Below are 15,697 nucleotides of genomic sequence, written 5' to 3' on the forward strand. Positions count from 1 at the left end.
ACCACATGTGAAGACCCACAGAAAAAGCATTTTTTGTGCCATATTTATAATAATCTTCACAAAGATATTAAAATCAATGCTTTACTGAGGTTTCATCCTGAATTTTGTCGACTAGGCCTAAACTTTAAACAGTCTCCACGCTTTCCTTTTTTATTAACAGGCTAAATCTGGGGACTATTAGCCCAAATAAACACGAAGCCTATGAAACAACTATAAAATCGCCAAATCGGAACAAAAAGGGGAAATCTATTCCAAAGACCTCAATTTTAATCATTTTCATAATAATACAATAGATGAAAAAGATACAGATTCTATTATTATGCTGCAGCCTGTTATTTTCAATATCGTGTAGCAGCTATAAATACGGAGCCAGCACAGAGCCGACTCAAAAAAGTAATCTCACTTTTGGTGTTGTAAAATCAAAAATCATAAAAGGGAGTACTACTCAAGCCGAGATATTAGAAATCTTTGGAGCACCCAACCTGGTGTCGAAAAACAAATCGAACAACGAGGTATGGAGCTACAACAAAATGAGTACCGTAAACAAACAAGGAGGTACCGATTTCCTATTTGGAGCAAGAGCGTCACAAAGTAGCAGTGCTCAATCTTTCGACTTAATCATCACATTCGACTCCAACGATATAGTTTTAGACTATTCAGTGGTCTCAACCAGTTATTAACCCTAAAAATTTTTACACAATGAAAAAATATATCGTTTTTTTACCTATTTTATTTATACTCATGTCGTGCGGAACCTCCAAACCGGCACTTTCACCTGCAGAGATAAAGTTGATGACCACCAAGCAATTCGAGGCCGATTACAACCTCGTTTTCGGTTCAGCCATTTCTCTGCTCCAATCCGAGGGCTTCTTGATAAACAGTACTGATAAAGAATCGGGACTCATTACCGCCAGCAAACAGATTGATAATAAGAATGCCGATTGGCAAATGGCTCTTTTGGGTAGTGCTACCGAAGCCTCTACTTCACAAGCCTCTTTCTTCATTCAACCGCTTAACGACAACTTGACCGAGGTTAAGTTTACGCTCTATGAAGGTAGTGTCACCTCAACTCTCAATCAATTCAGCAAGAGCACCCGAAACAAGAACAGCATGGTCGAAGACCCCACCATCTATGCCAACTGGTTCAACAACTTGCGTAGTGAAATCGAAAGGAGAAAAGCCCTTATGCAATAAGGGCAAAAGCTATTGATTTCTCATTGAACATTAAAACGGCGTCTCCTCTTTCTTCCCTAAGAAGCGGGGTTGTTTGTCGGTGAGGAGGTCGAGAAACATTTTCACACGGGCGAGGTACTCTCGTCCGTGTATTTTTATATACTTCGCCCGGCGGGCTACGTCGCGGGCATTATAACCGACTGCCGATATGCCGCTGCTCTTGGCCAGATAGATGGCCCGCTCGTTGTGAAACTTCTGCGAGATGATGGTCAGACTGTCCTGACCGAAAATTTTCTTGGCCCGCACGATAGAGTCGAGCGTACGGAATCCGGCATAGTCAAGTACGATACGGTCGGCCGGCACCCCGTGGGCCACTAGCGAATCCCGCATGCAGGTAGGCTCATCATAATCGCGATCATGATTATCGCCGCTCACCAGAATATAGTCAATCTTGCCAGCTTGAAACAAACGGGCTGCAGCCTCGATACGATAGTCGAAATAATAATTGTGCTCACCCTCTGGAGTAATGGGGGCTGTACCCAACAACAACCCCACCTTGCAGTGAGGTATCGCCTCGACTGTATCAAAAATCTTGTCCCCGGCATAACTCCTCACCAATCCGTCGCATACCAGAATCACAATAAAGACAGCCATCACGGCAGCTATTACAGCCGCTACAATCCACTTTTTGTATTGTTTCATTCTTACTCCTGTTTTATACGACGAAGATAATGAAAAATAGTAAAATCCGCTCCTTTTTCCCTCAAACTAAGTAGGTGTGAAAAGAAAACCCCTACATGTAGGTATTGGGCAGCCCAACCAAAAGCCGTTACTTTGAATCGTCAAACCAAACAACCGTTACGACGATGAAAAGAACAGCCATATTCTACGGCTCCTCAACCGGCATGACCGAGGGAGTAGCCCACACAATCGCCAAAAAACTGGGCATAGCCCCCAACAACGTGATCGATGTCTCTCGCCTCACGGCCGACAGCCTCGACAACTACGACGCTCTCATCCTGGGCTCCTCGACCTGGGGATGCGGCGAATTGCAGGACGACTGGTACGACGCCGTGAAAATCTTGAAAGCCGCCGACCTGAGTCAAAAGACCATTGCCCTCTTCGGCTGCGGCGACTCCGAGTCATACCCCGACACTTTTTGCGACGCCATTGGGCTGCTCTACGACGAGTTGAAAGACACAGGCTGCCGCTTCACCGGCAATCATGTGGCTACCGACGACTACTCGTTCTCCTCATCGGCATCGGTTATCGACGGCGATTTCGTGGGGCTGCCGCTCGACGAAGCCAACGAATCCGACAAAAGCGAGGCCCGCATCGACGCCTGGGTAAAAAGCCTCGACCTGTAACCCCTTCAACCCACACGAACATGATGACCTGTCAATCCTTTCCAGCCGAGTTGAAAGTATTTCTCAACCATCTGTATGAATACAAGAAGGGGGTACGCCACATGGTACTCTACACCACCAGCAAACGCTACGAAGAGTTTGCCGTGACCCGACTGGACAAACAGCATATCGACTACTGCATACAGCCCATCGGTTGCAACAAGATAAACCTCTTCTTCGGCCGACGCGAGTGCATCGAGGTGATTCAGTCACTGGCCTCGCGCCCCTTGAACGAACTCACCCCCGAAGAGGATTTCATCCTGGGGGCCCTGCTCGGGTATGACCTCTGCGGACAATGTCAACGCTTCTGCAAACGTAAAGCCAAATAAATGAACTCTTTTCTCCACACCCTCTCGATCTAATTTGCAAAAAGGGAAAAGAATACTACAATTTTGAAGTTTGTTTTTAGTTGTGATAAACCCACTGTGCCGTGAGGCCCGGTGGGTTTGTTTTTCGCTCCACCTCCCCATCATGCAGGGCGCCTTGTAGTCCCCACCATACACAAACGGCCTCCCCACTCGCCCGGCAAGCAGTCGGGACAGAGACAGGGAGGTCGTTTTCTCTTGGTATATCGGGGGCGATACCGTCGTTTATTTCAGCCGGGCGAGCACCTCTTTCATGCGGCGCATGGCCTCGGTGATATTCTCCTCAGAGGTAGCATAGGAAAGACGCAGGTAGTTGGGCGCACCAAAGGCATCGCCGGCCACGGTAGCCACATGCCCTACCTCGAGAATATACATGGCCAGGTCGGACGAAGTCACAATCTTGCGATCTCCATCGGCCTTGCCCAGGTAGCAGCTAATCTCGGGGAAGAGGTAGAAGGCACCGTCGGGGTTGTTCACCTTCAACCCGGGAATCTCGCGAGCCAACCGCACCACCAGGTCGCGACGGCGCTCAAAAGCCCGGCGCATCTCCTCTACACAACTCTGGTCACCGGCAAAGGCAGCAGCGGCAGCCTTCTGTGCAATCGACGAGGCACCCGAGGTATATTGGCCCTGCAGCTTGTTGCAAGCCTTAGCAATCCACAGCGGAGCCGCAATAAAGCCGATACGCCAACCAGTCATGGCATACCCCTTGGAAACCCCGTTGACAATGATCACCCGATCGCGCAAAGCGGCAAACTGGGCGATACTCTGGTGAGCTCCCACATAGTTGATATGCTCATAAATCTCATCGGCCAGGATAAAGATTTGCGGGTGACGTTCCAGCACGGTAGCCAAGGCAGCGAGTTCGTCGTGCGAATAGACACTGCCCGTGGGGTTGGAAGGCGAGCAAAGAATAAGCATCTTGGTCTTGGGCGTGATGGCAGCCTCGAGTTGGGCGGCACTCATCTTGAAATCCTGCTCGATACCAGTCTCTACAATCACGCTCTTGCCCTCGGCCAGTTTCACCATCTCGACATAGCTCACCCAGTAGGGAGCAGGCAGCACCACCTCGTCGCCAGGATTGACAAGCGAGAGAATCGTGTTGCAAATCGACTGCTTGGCACCGTTCGACACCACAATCTGCTCGGGAGTATAGTCGAGCCCATTCTCATTTTTCAGTTTGGCACAGATGGCCTGACGCAAATCCATATAACCCGGCACGGGCGAGTAGTGCGAGAAGTTGTCGTCTATCGCCTTTTTCGCAGCATCCTTGATATGCTGGGGGGTATTGAAATCGGGTTCTCCCACACTCAGGTTAATCACATCGACTCCCTGAGCTTTCAGTTCACTACTTTTTTGCGACATCGCCAGCGTTTGCGATGGAGCAAGGGCGGCCAAACGGTCGGATACTTGATTCATGAGAATAGCTGTTTTAGGTTTTATACTTCTACAAAGATAGCAAAAGGTGAGCGCAGAGGGAAACCGAGAACGCAGTTTTCGAGGTTTATCTATGCCGAACCGACTCCTATCTTCTACAAAGATAGGCAAACTCGGGCACAAACCGACCATATTTACCCGATATTTATGTATCTTTGCACGTTTTTTAAGGTAAAGGATTTCATGGATGCAATTGTCACGCAGATGATTATCCTCTTCTCACTGGTAATCGTCGGCTATTATTCAAGTAAACGGGGGATGATGGATGCAGCCTTCGACCGCAAGCTCTCGGAGCTGGTCATCAATATCACATGCCCCTGCCTGATACTCTCGTCGGTCATGGGCGACACACTCCCCGACAAGAATCTCATTCTCCCCCTGCTCGTCGTAGGGTTTGCCACCTACATCGTTCTGATAGGCGCTTCGTTTCTGCTCCCGCGGTACATGCCCGTCAAGCCCACCGACCGGGGCATTTACAGTTTCATGCTGGCCTTCGGCAACGTAGGCTTCATAGGCTATCCCATCGTAGCCTCCATCTTCGGGCCCAGTGCCGTGTTTTATGCCTGCATCCTCAACTTCCCCAGCACGCTGTTGATATTCGTGTTTGGTACGCTCTTCATCTCGGGCGGCCAGGACAAAATGCGTTTCGACTGGAGCACGCTCTACAGCCCGGCCATGATAGCGTCATACCTCTCCATCCTCATCGTCGTCACAGGCTGGATTCCACCCCGTGTCATCAGCACCCCCTTCCACCTGCTGGGCAACGTGACCGTACCGGCCGCCCTGCTCATCATAGGCTCATCGATTGCCCAGGTTCCCATTCGCCGCATGTTTGGCAACCCCTCCATCTACCTGATGTCGGTCCTGCGTCTCATGCTGATACCCCTGCTCATCCTCTTCCTCTCCCGACTCTGCCACATCGACGAGACCATAGCCAACATCAATGTTGTGCTGGCAGCCATGCCCGTCGCCTCGTATGGCACCCTGTTTTGCATCAAATATGAAAACGGCGAAGAGATTATGGCCGAAGGGACTTTCATTACCACCCTGTTCTCGGTCATGAGTATTCCCCTGATCACCCTATTCCTATAACAGAAGTCGAGCAAGAAAAGAAATGCCTCCCGCACCAGATTTGGCGCAGAAGGCATTTGAACAAACAAACAATGATACGATAGGATATAGGATAGAGTAAGATCGTATCATCTCTTTTCCCTTCCCCTTTTTGGCCCAATAACAAAGGGGGCCAGGAAATCATCCTGGCAAAAAAACGATTTATGCGGCTTTAGTAAGGGCGGCAATAGCTTTCACACTCTCGCCGTTGTAACTCATGGGAGACATCACCGGTTCATAGTCAAACGGAATAAACTCCGAAACCTGAGCCGTGGCAAAACTTTGTTCATCGTCGATAAAGAGCGTCAGTTTGGCACCAGCCTTGTGACCTACGGCGCGGGGCAGCGAACCTATCGACTGGAAGTTACCAGTCTCGACCATCTGTTTCAGGCGCGACACCTCACCACTCTCGAAGAGAAGTTCGTGTTTTTTCATCACCTTGCCGTTTTCCCGGCACACCGCCACCTTATTGCCCACAGCCACCTTGATGAGGCCATAGATAAGGGCACAGGCACCCACCACAATCAGGAAGAGTTTGAGCGACGATTGCGGATCGGAGATAACGGCCGAAGCTACAAAAACAGCCACGGCAATAACAATCGAGACAACACCGGCCATCGATACTTTTTTCTTGATTTCTACATAGGGGTTTTCGGCAAATTTAGACACAGTAGTCTCTTTCTCTTTATTTTCCATTTTCTTTCAATGCTAATAAGTTGGGTAATATGTGTTCAAAAAGCTATTCGGTGCCTTTCCCCACGACCATACACGGGGAGTCGCCCTGCCGTATCCCATCGATACGACAAGCGAACCAGAAGCGGCAACCGGCTTCTGTCAACTGGCAGGAGTTACCTGCCCCCGCTAAATTAGCATTTGACAAAGTGAATAGAGATAATGCCCGTGTGAACACATCTGGGCCTTATACCCCTCGTAGTCGTGCCTGATCGACTTCTCTCGAAGGGCTGTGAGCTAACAACAGCACTGCTGTGCCGATGCAAATACAGTGTTACTTCCTATACGCTCGGCCACCGGCGACGAGGGGAACCGCACCGTATTCACCACGGCAATACGCTCGGCCGGAACAATGGCTACAAAATTCTGGAGCGGATGCGAAGGAGTTTCGTGATCGACCAGCGTGTAGCTACTCGAGGTCTCGTGCATCTGCTCCACCTCGGCCACATGCAACAGCGCCGAGCCCCACCCCAATACCAGGGCAAGCGAGAGTACAAGCAGATGTTTTACAAAACCTTTCATGCTGCAAACATACACAAAAAGAATGGAAGTTACAACTCATCGAGGAGCTGTTTTTCCATAACGGCACTCTCTTTCGGGCCCGGTCAACCAAATGGCAACCCACCCTCTTTAACCATGAATAGGGAGATACCGGCCCTACAATACCTATAACATGCGATTGTGTGCCTTTGGGGGGGCTCCATAACTTTGCAGCGAATTACCAAATAAAAACCATTTCGGACGTGAAAGCTAAACTATCGACACTTTTCTCACTGTTTATCACTCTGTTACTCATATTTCCCCTGCAAGCCAAGCGTAACCATCACAAAGGGGACCACTCGGCCGGGACGCTGCTCTCGGGACAAGTCGTCGCTTTCGAGGCGGGCGAAAAGAGAGTTGTCGATTTTGCTACCATCTATCTGAAAGGGAGCCCCGTGGGTGGCACTACCGACGAACAGGGACGTTACCGGCTCAAAGCCCGGGCGGGCGAATATACCCTGGCCGTCTCGGCCATCGGCTACGAACCGTTCGAGAAAAAGGTCTCGCTCAAACCGGACCAGCACACCCAGATCGATGTAACCCTCACTCCCCGAGCCCAGGCACTCGACGAGGTGACCGTCGTCTCCACAGGAGTGAACCGCGTGAAAAACTCGGCCTACAACGCCGTGGCCGTCGATACCCGCGAGATGCAGAACTCGACCAAGAACCTGAGCGACGCACTGGCCAAAGCCCCCGGCATGAAGCTGCGCGAATCGGGAGGCGTAGGCTCCGACATGCAACTCATGCTCGACGGTTTCAGCGGCAAGCATGTGAAAGTCTTTATCGACGGCGTACCGCAAGAGGGCGTGGGCAGCTCTTTCGGGCTGAACAATATCCCCATCAGTTTTGCCGACCGCATCGAAATCTACAAAGGGGTGGTGCCCGTAGGATTCGGCACCGACGCCATCGGCGGGGTCATCAACATCGTCACCAACAAGCAGCGACGCAACTGGTTCCTCGATGCCGCCTACTCCTACGGTTCGTTCAACACCCACAAATCGCATGTCAACATCGGGCAGAGTTTCAAAAACGGACTCACCTACGAGGTCAACCTCTTCCAAAACTACTCCGACAACGACTACCGCATCGATGCCGATCATGTGGAGCAATGGAACGACGACGGCTCGTCGATTATTACCGACGAGGTGTTCCGCGTCAAACGCTTCAACGACACCTATCACAACGAGGCCGTCGTGGCCAAAGCCGGGGTTACCGGCAAACCGTGGGCCGACCGCCTCATGCTGGGATTCACCTACTCACACATGTACAAAGAGATACAGACCGGCGTGCGGCAACACACCGTCTTCGGCGAGAAACATCGCCGGGGCTACTCGCTCATGCCCTCGCTCGAATACAGCAAGCGCAACCTGCTCACCCGCGGGCTCGACCTCACTCTCACGGTCAACTACAACCGCAACATCACCACCCATATCGATACCGCCAGCTATCGCTACAACTGGTTCGGCCAACGCCGGCCCAACACCAACGGTCGGGGCGAACAGAGCGAACAGTATGCCCGGGCCCACAACGACAACTGGAACACCACCCTCACCCTCAACTACCGCATCAACCGAGCCAATACCCTCACCTTCAACAACGTGTGGAACGCCTTCCACCGCACCAACGCCTCGCTGCTTACCGGCACCGCCATTGAAAACGAATTTGCCAAAGAGACCCGCAAAAACATTGCCGGCCTCTCATACCGGCTCATGCCCTCCGACCGGTGGAACCTCTCGATATTCGGCAAATACTATCACCAATACGTGTCGGGCCCCGTGGCAACCGATGCCAACGCCACCGATTATGTACAGGTTAGCCGCACCGTGCAACAGGCCGGCTATGGTGCCGCGGGCACCTGTTTCATTCTGCCCGGGCTCCAAGCCAAACTCTCCTACGAGAAAGCCTACCGCCTGCCCACCATCGAAGAGATGTTTGGCGACGAGGACCTCGAGAGCGGACAGGTGAACCTCCGTCCCGAAAACAGCCACAACGTCAACCTCAACCTCAGCTATTCCCGCACTCTGGGCAAGCACTCGTTCTACCTCGAGGGCGGTCTGCTCTACCGCAACACCCGCGACTACATCCAGCGCAACATACAGGATCTGAGCGGCGGCAAGGAAAATGCCACCTACACCAACTATGGCAAGGTAGTGACTAAGGGCTACAACCTCTCGGCCCGATACAGCCTGGCCCGATGGCTGAGCATAGGCGGCAACTTCTCGCAAATGGACGTGCGCGACATGGAGAAGTACCAAATCGGTAGCTCAGGCAACTCCACGCCCAACCTCACCTACAAGGCCCGCATGGCCAACGTGCCCTATATGTTTGCCGACAGCGACATCAACCTCTACTGGCACGACCTGGGCCGCAAGGGCAACCTGCTCACCCTCACCTACGACAACCAGTATCTGCACAGCTTCTGCTACAACTCCGAGGTGATAGGTACCAACAGCAGCGCCTACATGATTCCCGACCAGTTTTCGCACAACCTCTCGATCAGTTACAGCCTGCACCAGGGGCGCTACAACCTGTCGTTCGAGTGCCGCAACTTCACCGACGAGAAGCTCTACGACAACTTCAGCCTCCAGAAAGCGGGCCGGGCCTTCTACGGCAAGATACGGATTCACTTCGGCGACTGATACCGACTCAAATACCGCAAACAACAATTATTCACTAAAACTCATACACACATGAAAAAGAACTCCTTCTTAACCACAACCCTTGTCCTCTGTGCCGCAAGCCTATGGCTCGTATCGTGCGAAGAGGATGGACCCGCCACTCCCGCAGGACTTACCGGACTCACCGAAGTATCAAAGGGCAACTATGTGATTGCCGCCTCGGTAGGCACCGGCAACAACGAGACCCACGTGTTACTCACGGCCGACCGCCTCGATGACCCCAACTACAAGGTGACTCCCACCGTACAGGGCACCCAGAACGACGGTGCCACCTACTGGGTATTCTACGGCCAACAGTCACTCTTTGCCCTCAACTACAACCAGGGCGAGGCCGGACAAACCGCCTCGTACAGCCTCAACGCATCCTTCGAGATGGCCAAAGACCCGCGCACCTACAAACTGAGCCGATTCACCACCTACGGCCTCTACAACGACTACATCATGACCACCTCGTCGGGCAGCGGCACCATCGATGCCCAAAGCTATACCTACACCGACAAGAACGGCCAGAGCCTCACCGAGACCTACTATCCCAAACACTTTCTGCCGGCCTACATCGACGCCCGCAACCAGACGGCCAAAGACGGGAGCGGAGCCGGCGACATCCGCCTGCGCTCCGAGAACTTCCTCGGTAACGGCGAGTATGTAACACTTGCCGGGCTGGAGCAGGTAGGCGACTACCTCTACTCGGCCGCCGTACCCATGGGATTGAGCCAGTGGGGCTATATACAGACGGTCGATGGCCGGGCCCACGGCTATGTGCGCGAAGGTTACGCCGACCTGGTCAAGACCGAGTCGGGAGGCTCGGGCAGCGGTGCCTACAACGCCAACGAACTGCAATGGACCCAATACCCCGACGAGTGCTGGGTGGCCATCTTCAAAGACGAGAGCCTCACCGAGCACAAAGTCGTCAAGAGCGACAAAATCAGCTATGCCTGCGGCCGCAACCGCTCGCAATACTACCAAATGGTGTGGAAAGCCGACGACGGATACCTCTATGTGCTCTCGCCCAGCTATGCCAAAACCATGAGCGATGCCCGCCAACAGACCACCCTGCCGGCCGGAGTCGTACGCATCGACACCCGGACCTCGTGGGATGCCCTCGACTTCGACCCCACCTACTACAAAGCCTTGAAAAACCCCGACGGCACCGAAGCTGCCTTCCTGCGCAGCTGGTATATCACGGGCAACTACTTCATGCTGCTGGCCTATGATGCCCAGGGATTCAAGGGGACTGCCAACCGACTGGTCATCTTCGACACTCAGGGCGACGGCACCCTGCGCGAAGTATCGGGACTCCCCGCCGACATCAGCGCCTTGAGCAACACCCCCTACATCGACGAAGCCGGCAACGCCTACGTCGTGGTGGCCACATCGAGCGGATATCCCACCGTATATAAAATAGACCCCGCCTCGGCTACCGCCTCGAAAGGACTCACCATCGTAGCCACAAGCGTAGCCGGTGTGGGCCGCCTGCAAACCCGATGACCCCGGCCAACGAGAAAAAAAGAGCCTGCCGATGAACCATATTCTCGCAGGTTCTTTTTAATTTTACATGTTAAAAGAGAATCACACATGAGAAAAACATTCCGCAAAATTCACCTCTGGTTGGCGGTTCCCTTCGGTCTCATTATCACAATCATCTGTTTTACAGGTGCACTACTGGTATTTGAGGACGAAATTACACACCTTACCAACCGCAATCTCTATTATGTAGAGAATCCCGGCTCACAACCTCTGCCCGTAGGCACACTGGTCGAGAAGGTCGAGTCTCAACTGGTCAAAGGAGGCGCGATAACCGGTGTCACCATCTATCCACAACCCAACCGCACTTATCAAGTGAACCTCTCGTCACCCCGAGGCGCGGCGGTTTATATCGACCCCTACACGGGCGAAATCAAGGGTCAGTCGCAACGATCGCCCTTCTACCAGGCCGTCTTTTCGCTGCACCGCTGGCTGCTCGACAGCCAACCGGCCGACGGAGGCATCTTCTGGGGAAAACGCATTACCGGCATCAGCACCCTGTTGTTTGTCATCATCCTGCTCTCGGGCATAGTCATCTGGTGGCCCCGCTCCCGCAAGGGGCTGAAGAATGGCATACAGATAGCCCTGCGCAAAGGGAAAGCCCGCTTTTGGCACGATCTGCACGCGGCCGGCGGAATCTACGTATTGCTGCTGATACTGGTCATGGCACTCACAGGGCTCACCTGGTCGTTCGACTGGTACAAAAATGCCTTCTACACCGTGTTCGGCGTAGAGACGAGTGCGGCAGCCAAGCCCGCGGCAAACAGCCCGGCACAAGGGCAGAAAGTATCGCAAGGGAAATCGCCCGTAACAAAAGACACACCGGCTGCACAGCCAAGCCCCTTTGCCTGCTGGCAATCGGTCTATGACCAGCTGGCCGCCAGGAACCCCGGCAACCAGAAAATCGAAATCTCCAACGGCACGGCCAACGTATCGAACAACCGCTACGGCAATATCCGCGGCACCGACCGCTACACCTTCGACCCGCAATCGGGCCAGATTACCGGGGTATCGCTCTACAAAGAGAGCAACAGCTCGGGCAAGATAAGAGGTTGGATTTACTCGATACACACGGGAGCCTGGGGCGGAACCGCCTCGCGCATCCTCTGGGTACTGGCCTCCCTGCTGGGAGCCACCCTACCTCTCACGGGGTACTACCTGTGGATCAAGCGGCTCTACCGCAAACGTCACAACCGGGCCACAACCCGTTAAGCCATCCCCCCTCATGGAGCCCACACGATACGAAACAAAACGAGAAGCGCCACCCGAAAGAGTGGCGCTTCTCGTTTATATTATCCTCACAGTCAAACGTATCAGAACTTTTGCATATCAACCAGACGTTTGTAATAGCGGTCGAGTTTGATAAGCTCGTCGTGGCAACCCCGCTCCACAATCTCACCCTCGTGCATCACGCAAATGAGGTCGGCATCCTTGATAGTCGATAGACGGTGGGCAATCACGAGCGTAGTGCGGTTGCGCATGAGGTTCTCGAGCGCCTCCTGAACGAGCCGCTCCGACTCGGTATCGAGCGCCGACGTCGCCTCGTCGAGAATCAAGATAGGCGGGTTCTTCAAAATAGCCCGGGCAATACTTACACGCTGGCGTTGCCCGCCCGACAAGCGGCTTCCGCGGTCACCGATACAGGTATTGTAGCCATCCTCGGTAGCCATGATAAACTCATGGGCATTGGCAATCTTGGCCGCCTCGATTACCTGCTCCATGGTAGCATCCTCGACCCCGAAGGTAATGTTGTTGTAAAACGAGTCGTTAAACAGGATGGCCTCCTGATTCACATTCCCCATGAGGCCACGCAAATCATGCACCCTGAAATTCTTGATATTCACCCCGTCGATATAGATACCCCCCTCGTTCACATCATAGAAGCGAGGCAAAAGGTCGGCCATCGTCGATTTACCCGAGCCCGACTGCCCCACCAGAGCTACGGTCTGCCCTTTCTTGATGGTAAGGTTCACATGCTTCACCACATTCTCGGTATTGTAGCGGAACGACACGTCGCGGTATTCGATACCCTCTTTCATGTCGGTCAGTTCGACAGGTTTCTCGGGATCCTGTATCGGGTTCACAGCCGAGAGAATAAGATCGACACGCTCCATCGAGGCCAACCCTTTTTGTATCGAATAGGCCGCCTTCGAAAGATCTTTGGCCGGGTTGATGATGCTGTAAAAAATCACCAGATAATAGATGAACGATGCCGCATCGATGCTGCTCGTACCCGAGAGAATGAGCGAACCGCCATACCACAGCACAATGCAGATGGTGCAGGTACCCAAAAACTCGCTCATCGGGTGAGCCAGCGCCTGCCGGCGGTTAATGCGGTTGGATATCTTGTAAAACACATTGTTCTCGGTGCGAAACCACTTGATCATCTTCTCCTCGGCATTAAAGGCCTTGATGATGCGAAGGCCCCCCAAAGTCTCCTCGATAATCGACATCAACTGGCCCCACTGGTTCTGGCCCTCGAGCGAACGGCGCTTGAGTTTCTTGCCCACCTGACCCATGATATAGCCGGCCGTAGGCAGCAGGATAAGCACAAAGACCGTGAGTTGCCAACTGATGGCAAACATCGTACCCAGGCAGACAAGAATCATGATAGGGTTCTTGAACATCATATCGAGCGAAGCCATGATCGAATTCTCAATCTCTCCCACATCGCCCGACATGCGCGCCATCACATCGCCCTTCTTCTCGCTGGTAAAAAAGCCGATAGGCAGGCTCACCACCTTTTCATACACATAGTTGCGTATATCGCGCACGATACCCGACCGCAACGGAATCATGAAGTGCGAGCTCAAATAGGTAGCCGTGGTCTTGAAGAAGGTCATCACCATGAGGAATACACCCAGAATAAGCAGAGCAAAACCGGCACCCCTATCGTTGATCATCGTCGTGATATAGTAATAGAAGTTATTCACCACCACATCCTTCAGCGAAGCCGAATCCCACTCCATGAAGGTATAGGTAGCCTGCTTGAGCTTAAACAGAATCTCGAGGATGGGGATGATGAGTGCAAAGGAGAAGAGCGTCAATATCGACGCCAGTATGTTGAAAAAGATATTGAGTATGAGGTAATATTTGTACGGGGGCACAAAGCGCCGCAGGATTGCAAAAAAATCTTTCATATATAGCCTGTTATACTCCGGGCAAAATCCGGGAAATTTACAGCTGCAAAGATAGTATATTTACATTCACGACCGAAACCCCGCCCCAAAAAGTTTTATCCGGGTAATATCATAAACGCCACACCAACAGTTTCATCCTGGCCCAAAGCCGGCATCTCGCCGAATAAAGCCATACTTTCGAGACAAATGCTTGCACAGACAAAATTATTGTGATACTTTTGCACGAAAAGCAAAATCTGGCATTATCTTTTTAGCCGATAGCAAGTTATGGAGCAAGTTCGTCACACTCTATCAATCATTATTCCCGCATATAACGAAGAGAAAACCATTGCGGAGCTGCTGCAACGCGTGCTCGACGCCGACCTGGGCGAAGGTATGGAGCGGCAACTGATTGTCGTGAACGACTGTTCGACCGACTCGACAGGCTCCATCGTCGAAGAGTTTATCGCCGCTCACCCCCAAGCCCCCATCACCTACCTCAAGCACGACCGCAACCAAGGCAAGGGAATGGCCGTGCGCACAGGCATCCAGGCCGTCAAGGGCGACTATGTGGTCATGCAGGATGCCGACCTCGAACTCGACCCCAACGACTTTGCCAAGATGCTGCCGCACCTGCGCTCGGGGCAGTTTCGGGTCGTTTACGGCTCGCGGTTCCTGGCCGAGGAAAACTCGCATACCTATGTGAGCTATCAATTGGGCGGCAAGGTTCTATCGATCATGACCAACCTGCTCTACGGTCAACACATCACCGACGAACCTACCTGTTACAAAATGTTCGAAGCCGACCTGCTCAAGTCGATACCGCTCGACTGCAAGGGCTTTGAATTCTGCCCCGAGGTGACCGCCAAAGTCTCACGGCTGGGCTGCAAAATCAAGGAAGTCCCCATCCGCTACTACCCCCGCTCAATCGAAGAGGGCAAGAAACTGCGCCTCAAAGACGGCTTCAAAGCCATGGGCACCCTTCTGAAATACCGTTTCTGGAAAAAACCATAAAATGAAAAACAAGACTGCACAACCCGCAAAAAAACCCGCCGGAAAAGGAAAATCGGCACCCGCACCCCAATCGTGGACCGCGGGAATCACCGCCTCGTGGGTCATTAAAAACTTGCTTGCCGTGGTCATTGTCGCATTTTTGCTGAACAAACTCGTGCTCTACCCCCAGCCCGAATACAAATGGACCTACAAATGGCCCTACGAAATGCTCACTGGCAACCTGGAAGCCACCCGTCACTACGCCGCTACCACCACCGACCAGCGGTTCGAGATGAAGCTGGGGCTCTCCTACGTCTATCTGCGCTACCTCAAGGAGAGCACCCCGCCCAATGCCGTCATCCTGCTCCCCTCCAAAGAGGCCTTCTTCCCCGAAGGACAAGAGCGCGTCTTTTCGGGCGAGCCCTACAACAAGCTGTGGGCCACACGCTTCCTCTATCCCCGCCGGGTCATCCTCACCTCCGAGCTGGGCAAAACCCCATGGAGCCAAAAGATCACTCACGTGGCCATTGCCAACGGTGTAGGATATGAATACCTCAACTACGAGGTACCCCAAAAGGCTCCTTTCGCCATATTACCCATTCACCCCAAACAGTAACGCA

General features: G+C 52.9%; 14 protein-coding genes. 9 read left to right on the plus strand and 5 right to left on the minus strand.

Going from position 1 to position 15,697, the window contains the following annotated elements; all coding sequences use genetic code 11:
• Positions 1 to 699: 699 nt before the first annotated feature.
• A complete protein-coding gene (locus B5G10_RS07390; RefSeq protein WP_143241089.1) occupies positions 700 to 1,194 on the plus strand; it encodes a hypothetical protein in 495 nt (164 codons plus the stop codon).
• Positions 1,195 to 1,224: 30 nt separating this feature from the next.
• Here B5G10_RS07390 and B5G10_RS07395 read toward each other — a convergent pair whose 3' ends face one another.
• Positions 1,225 to 1,875: an ElyC/SanA/YdcF family protein gene (locus B5G10_RS07395; protein ID WP_087424097.1), complete on the minus strand. Its 651-nt coding sequence runs from the start codon at positions 1,873 to 1,875 to the stop codon at positions 1,225 to 1,227.
• 164 nt (positions 1,876 to 2,039) lie between these two features.
• Here B5G10_RS07395 and fldA point away from each other — a divergent pair, with 164 nt between their 5' ends.
• Positions 2,040 to 2,540 (plus strand): flavodoxin FldA, encoded by a 501-nt coding sequence (gene fldA / locus B5G10_RS07400; protein ID WP_087424098.1) that lies wholly within the window; start codon positions 2,040 to 2,042, stop codon positions 2,538 to 2,540.
• A gap of 20 nt (positions 2,541 to 2,560) precedes the next feature.
• Complete coding sequence (locus B5G10_RS07405; RefSeq protein ID WP_087424099.1) at positions 2,561 to 2,908, plus strand: DUF2023 family protein; 348 nt, start codon at positions 2,561 to 2,563, stop codon at positions 2,906 to 2,908.
• Between the two features lie 261 nt (positions 2,909 to 3,169).
• Here the strand turns inward: B5G10_RS07405 and B5G10_RS07410 are convergent, their stop codons facing one another.
• Positions 3,170 to 4,363, minus strand: a complete 1,194-nt coding sequence (locus B5G10_RS07410) for a pyridoxal phosphate-dependent aminotransferase (protein ID WP_087424100.1) — start codon at positions 4,361 to 4,363, stop codon at positions 3,170 to 3,172.
• A gap of 201 nt (positions 4,364 to 4,564) precedes the next feature.
• Here B5G10_RS07410 and B5G10_RS07415 point away from each other — a divergent pair, with 201 nt between their 5' ends.
• The gene (locus B5G10_RS07415; RefSeq protein WP_087424175.1) at positions 4,565 to 5,473 is read left to right on the plus strand and encodes an AEC family transporter; all 909 of its coding nucleotides are present in this window, start codon (positions 4,565 to 4,567) and stop codon (positions 5,471 to 5,473) included.
• Positions 5,474 to 5,653: 180 nt separating this feature from the next.
• Here the strand turns inward: B5G10_RS07415 and B5G10_RS07420 are convergent, their stop codons facing one another.
• A complete protein-coding gene (locus tag B5G10_RS07420; RefSeq protein ID WP_087424101.1) occupies positions 5,654 to 6,187 on the minus strand; it encodes a hypothetical protein in 534 nt (177 codons plus the stop codon).
• Between the two features lie 273 nt (positions 6,188 to 6,460).
• Positions 6,461 to 6,745, minus strand: a complete 285-nt coding sequence (locus tag B5G10_RS07425; protein ID WP_143241090.1) for a hypothetical protein — start codon at positions 6,743 to 6,745, stop codon at positions 6,461 to 6,463.
• Between the two features lie 272 nt (positions 6,746 to 7,017).
• Here B5G10_RS07425 and B5G10_RS07430 point away from each other — a divergent pair, with 272 nt between their 5' ends.
• The 3 genes from B5G10_RS07430 to B5G10_RS07440 all read left to right on the plus strand — a co-directional run bounded on the left by B5G10_RS07430 (position 7,018) and on the right by B5G10_RS07440 (position 12,177).
• Positions 7,018 to 9,402 carry a TonB-dependent receptor gene (locus B5G10_RS07430; protein ID WP_241147738.1) on the plus strand — a complete coding sequence of 795 codons (2,385 nt, stop codon included), beginning with the start codon at positions 7,018 to 7,020 and terminating at the stop codon, positions 9,400 to 9,402.
• Between the two features lie 51 nt (positions 9,403 to 9,453).
• Complete coding sequence (locus tag B5G10_RS07435) at positions 9,454 to 10,929, plus strand: DUF4374 domain-containing protein (RefSeq protein ID WP_087424104.1); 1,476 nt, start codon at positions 9,454 to 9,456, stop codon at positions 10,927 to 10,929.
• Between the two features lie 87 nt (positions 10,930 to 11,016).
• Positions 11,017 to 12,177: a PepSY-associated TM helix domain-containing protein gene (locus tag B5G10_RS07440; protein WP_087424105.1), complete on the plus strand. Its 1,161-nt coding sequence runs from the start codon at positions 11,017 to 11,019 to the stop codon at positions 12,175 to 12,177.
• A 101-nt stretch (positions 12,178 to 12,278) separates the two neighbouring features.
• On the opposite strand, the gene B5G10_RS07445 is transcribed toward B5G10_RS07440, so the two are convergent.
• Positions 12,279 to 14,105 carry an ABC transporter ATP-binding protein gene (locus B5G10_RS07445; protein WP_087424106.1) on the minus strand — a complete coding sequence of 609 codons (1,827 nt, stop codon included), beginning with the start codon at positions 14,103 to 14,105 and terminating at the stop codon, positions 12,279 to 12,281.
• A 267-nt stretch (positions 14,106 to 14,372) separates the two neighbouring features.
• On the opposite strand from B5G10_RS07445, the gene B5G10_RS07450 reads away from it, so the two are divergent.
• Together B5G10_RS07450 and B5G10_RS07455 are read left to right on the plus strand one after the other, a co-directional pair.
• Positions 14,373 to 15,098, plus strand: coding sequence for a glycosyltransferase family 2 protein (locus B5G10_RS07450; protein ID WP_087424107.1), 726 nt, complete (start codon positions 14,373 to 14,375; stop codon positions 15,096 to 15,098).
• Position 15,099: 1 nt separating this feature from the next.
• Entirely contained in the window at positions 15,100 to 15,693 is a 594-nt protein-coding gene (locus B5G10_RS07455; protein ID WP_087424108.1) for a hypothetical protein, read from the plus strand.
• Positions 15,694 to 15,697: the final 4 nt, after the last annotated feature.

Source organism: Barnesiella sp. An55, assembly GCF_002161555.1.
GTDB lineage: Bacteria > Bacteroidota > Bacteroidia > Bacteroidales > Barnesiellaceae > Barnesiella > Barnesiella merdipullorum.

What these genes read in the sequence shown, in the direction of transcription:
- B5G10_RS07450 (WP_087424107.1), top strand. Translation starts at nt 14,373, where the DNA reads ATGGAGCAAGTTCGTCACACTCTATCAATCATTATTCCCGCATATAAC.
- B5G10_RS07420 (WP_087424101.1), bottom strand. Translation starts at nt 6,187, where the DNA reads ATGGAAAATAAAGAGAAAGAGACTACTGTGTCTAAATTTGCCGAAAAC.
- B5G10_RS07390 (WP_143241089.1), top strand. Translation starts at nt 700, where the DNA reads ATGAAAAAATATATCGTTTTTTTACCTATTTTATTTATACTCATGTCG.
- B5G10_RS07415 (WP_087424175.1), top strand. Translation starts at nt 4,565, where the DNA reads ATGGATGCAATTGTCACGCAGATGATTATCCTCTTCTCACTGGTAATC.
- B5G10_RS07395 (WP_087424097.1), bottom strand. Translation starts at nt 1,875, where the DNA reads ATGAAACAATACAAAAAGTGGATTGTAGCGGCTGTAATAGCTGCCGTG.
- B5G10_RS07425 (WP_143241090.1), bottom strand. Translation starts at nt 6,745, where the DNA reads ATGAAAGGTTTTGTAAAACATCTGCTTGTACTCTCGCTTGCCCTGGTA.
- B5G10_RS07455 (WP_087424108.1), top strand. Translation starts at nt 15,100, where the DNA reads ATGAAAAACAAGACTGCACAACCCGCAAAAAAACCCGCCGGAAAAGGA.
- B5G10_RS07410 (WP_087424100.1), bottom strand. Translation starts at nt 4,363, where the DNA reads ATGAATCAAGTATCCGACCGTTTGGCCGCCCTTGCTCCATCGCAAACG.
- B5G10_RS07435 (WP_087424104.1), top strand. Translation starts at nt 9,454, where the DNA reads ATGAAAAAGAACTCCTTCTTAACCACAACCCTTGTCCTCTGTGCCGCA.
- B5G10_RS07405 (WP_087424099.1), top strand. Translation starts at nt 2,561, where the DNA reads ATGATGACCTGTCAATCCTTTCCAGCCGAGTTGAAAGTATTTCTCAAC.
- B5G10_RS07445 (WP_087424106.1), bottom strand. Translation starts at nt 14,105, where the DNA reads ATGAAAGATTTTTTTGCAATCCTGCGGCGCTTTGTGCCCCCGTACAAA.
- B5G10_RS07440 (WP_087424105.1), top strand. Translation starts at nt 11,017, where the DNA reads ATGAGAAAAACATTCCGCAAAATTCACCTCTGGTTGGCGGTTCCCTTC.
- fldA (WP_087424098.1), top strand. Translation starts at nt 2,040, where the DNA reads ATGAAAAGAACAGCCATATTCTACGGCTCCTCAACCGGCATGACCGAG.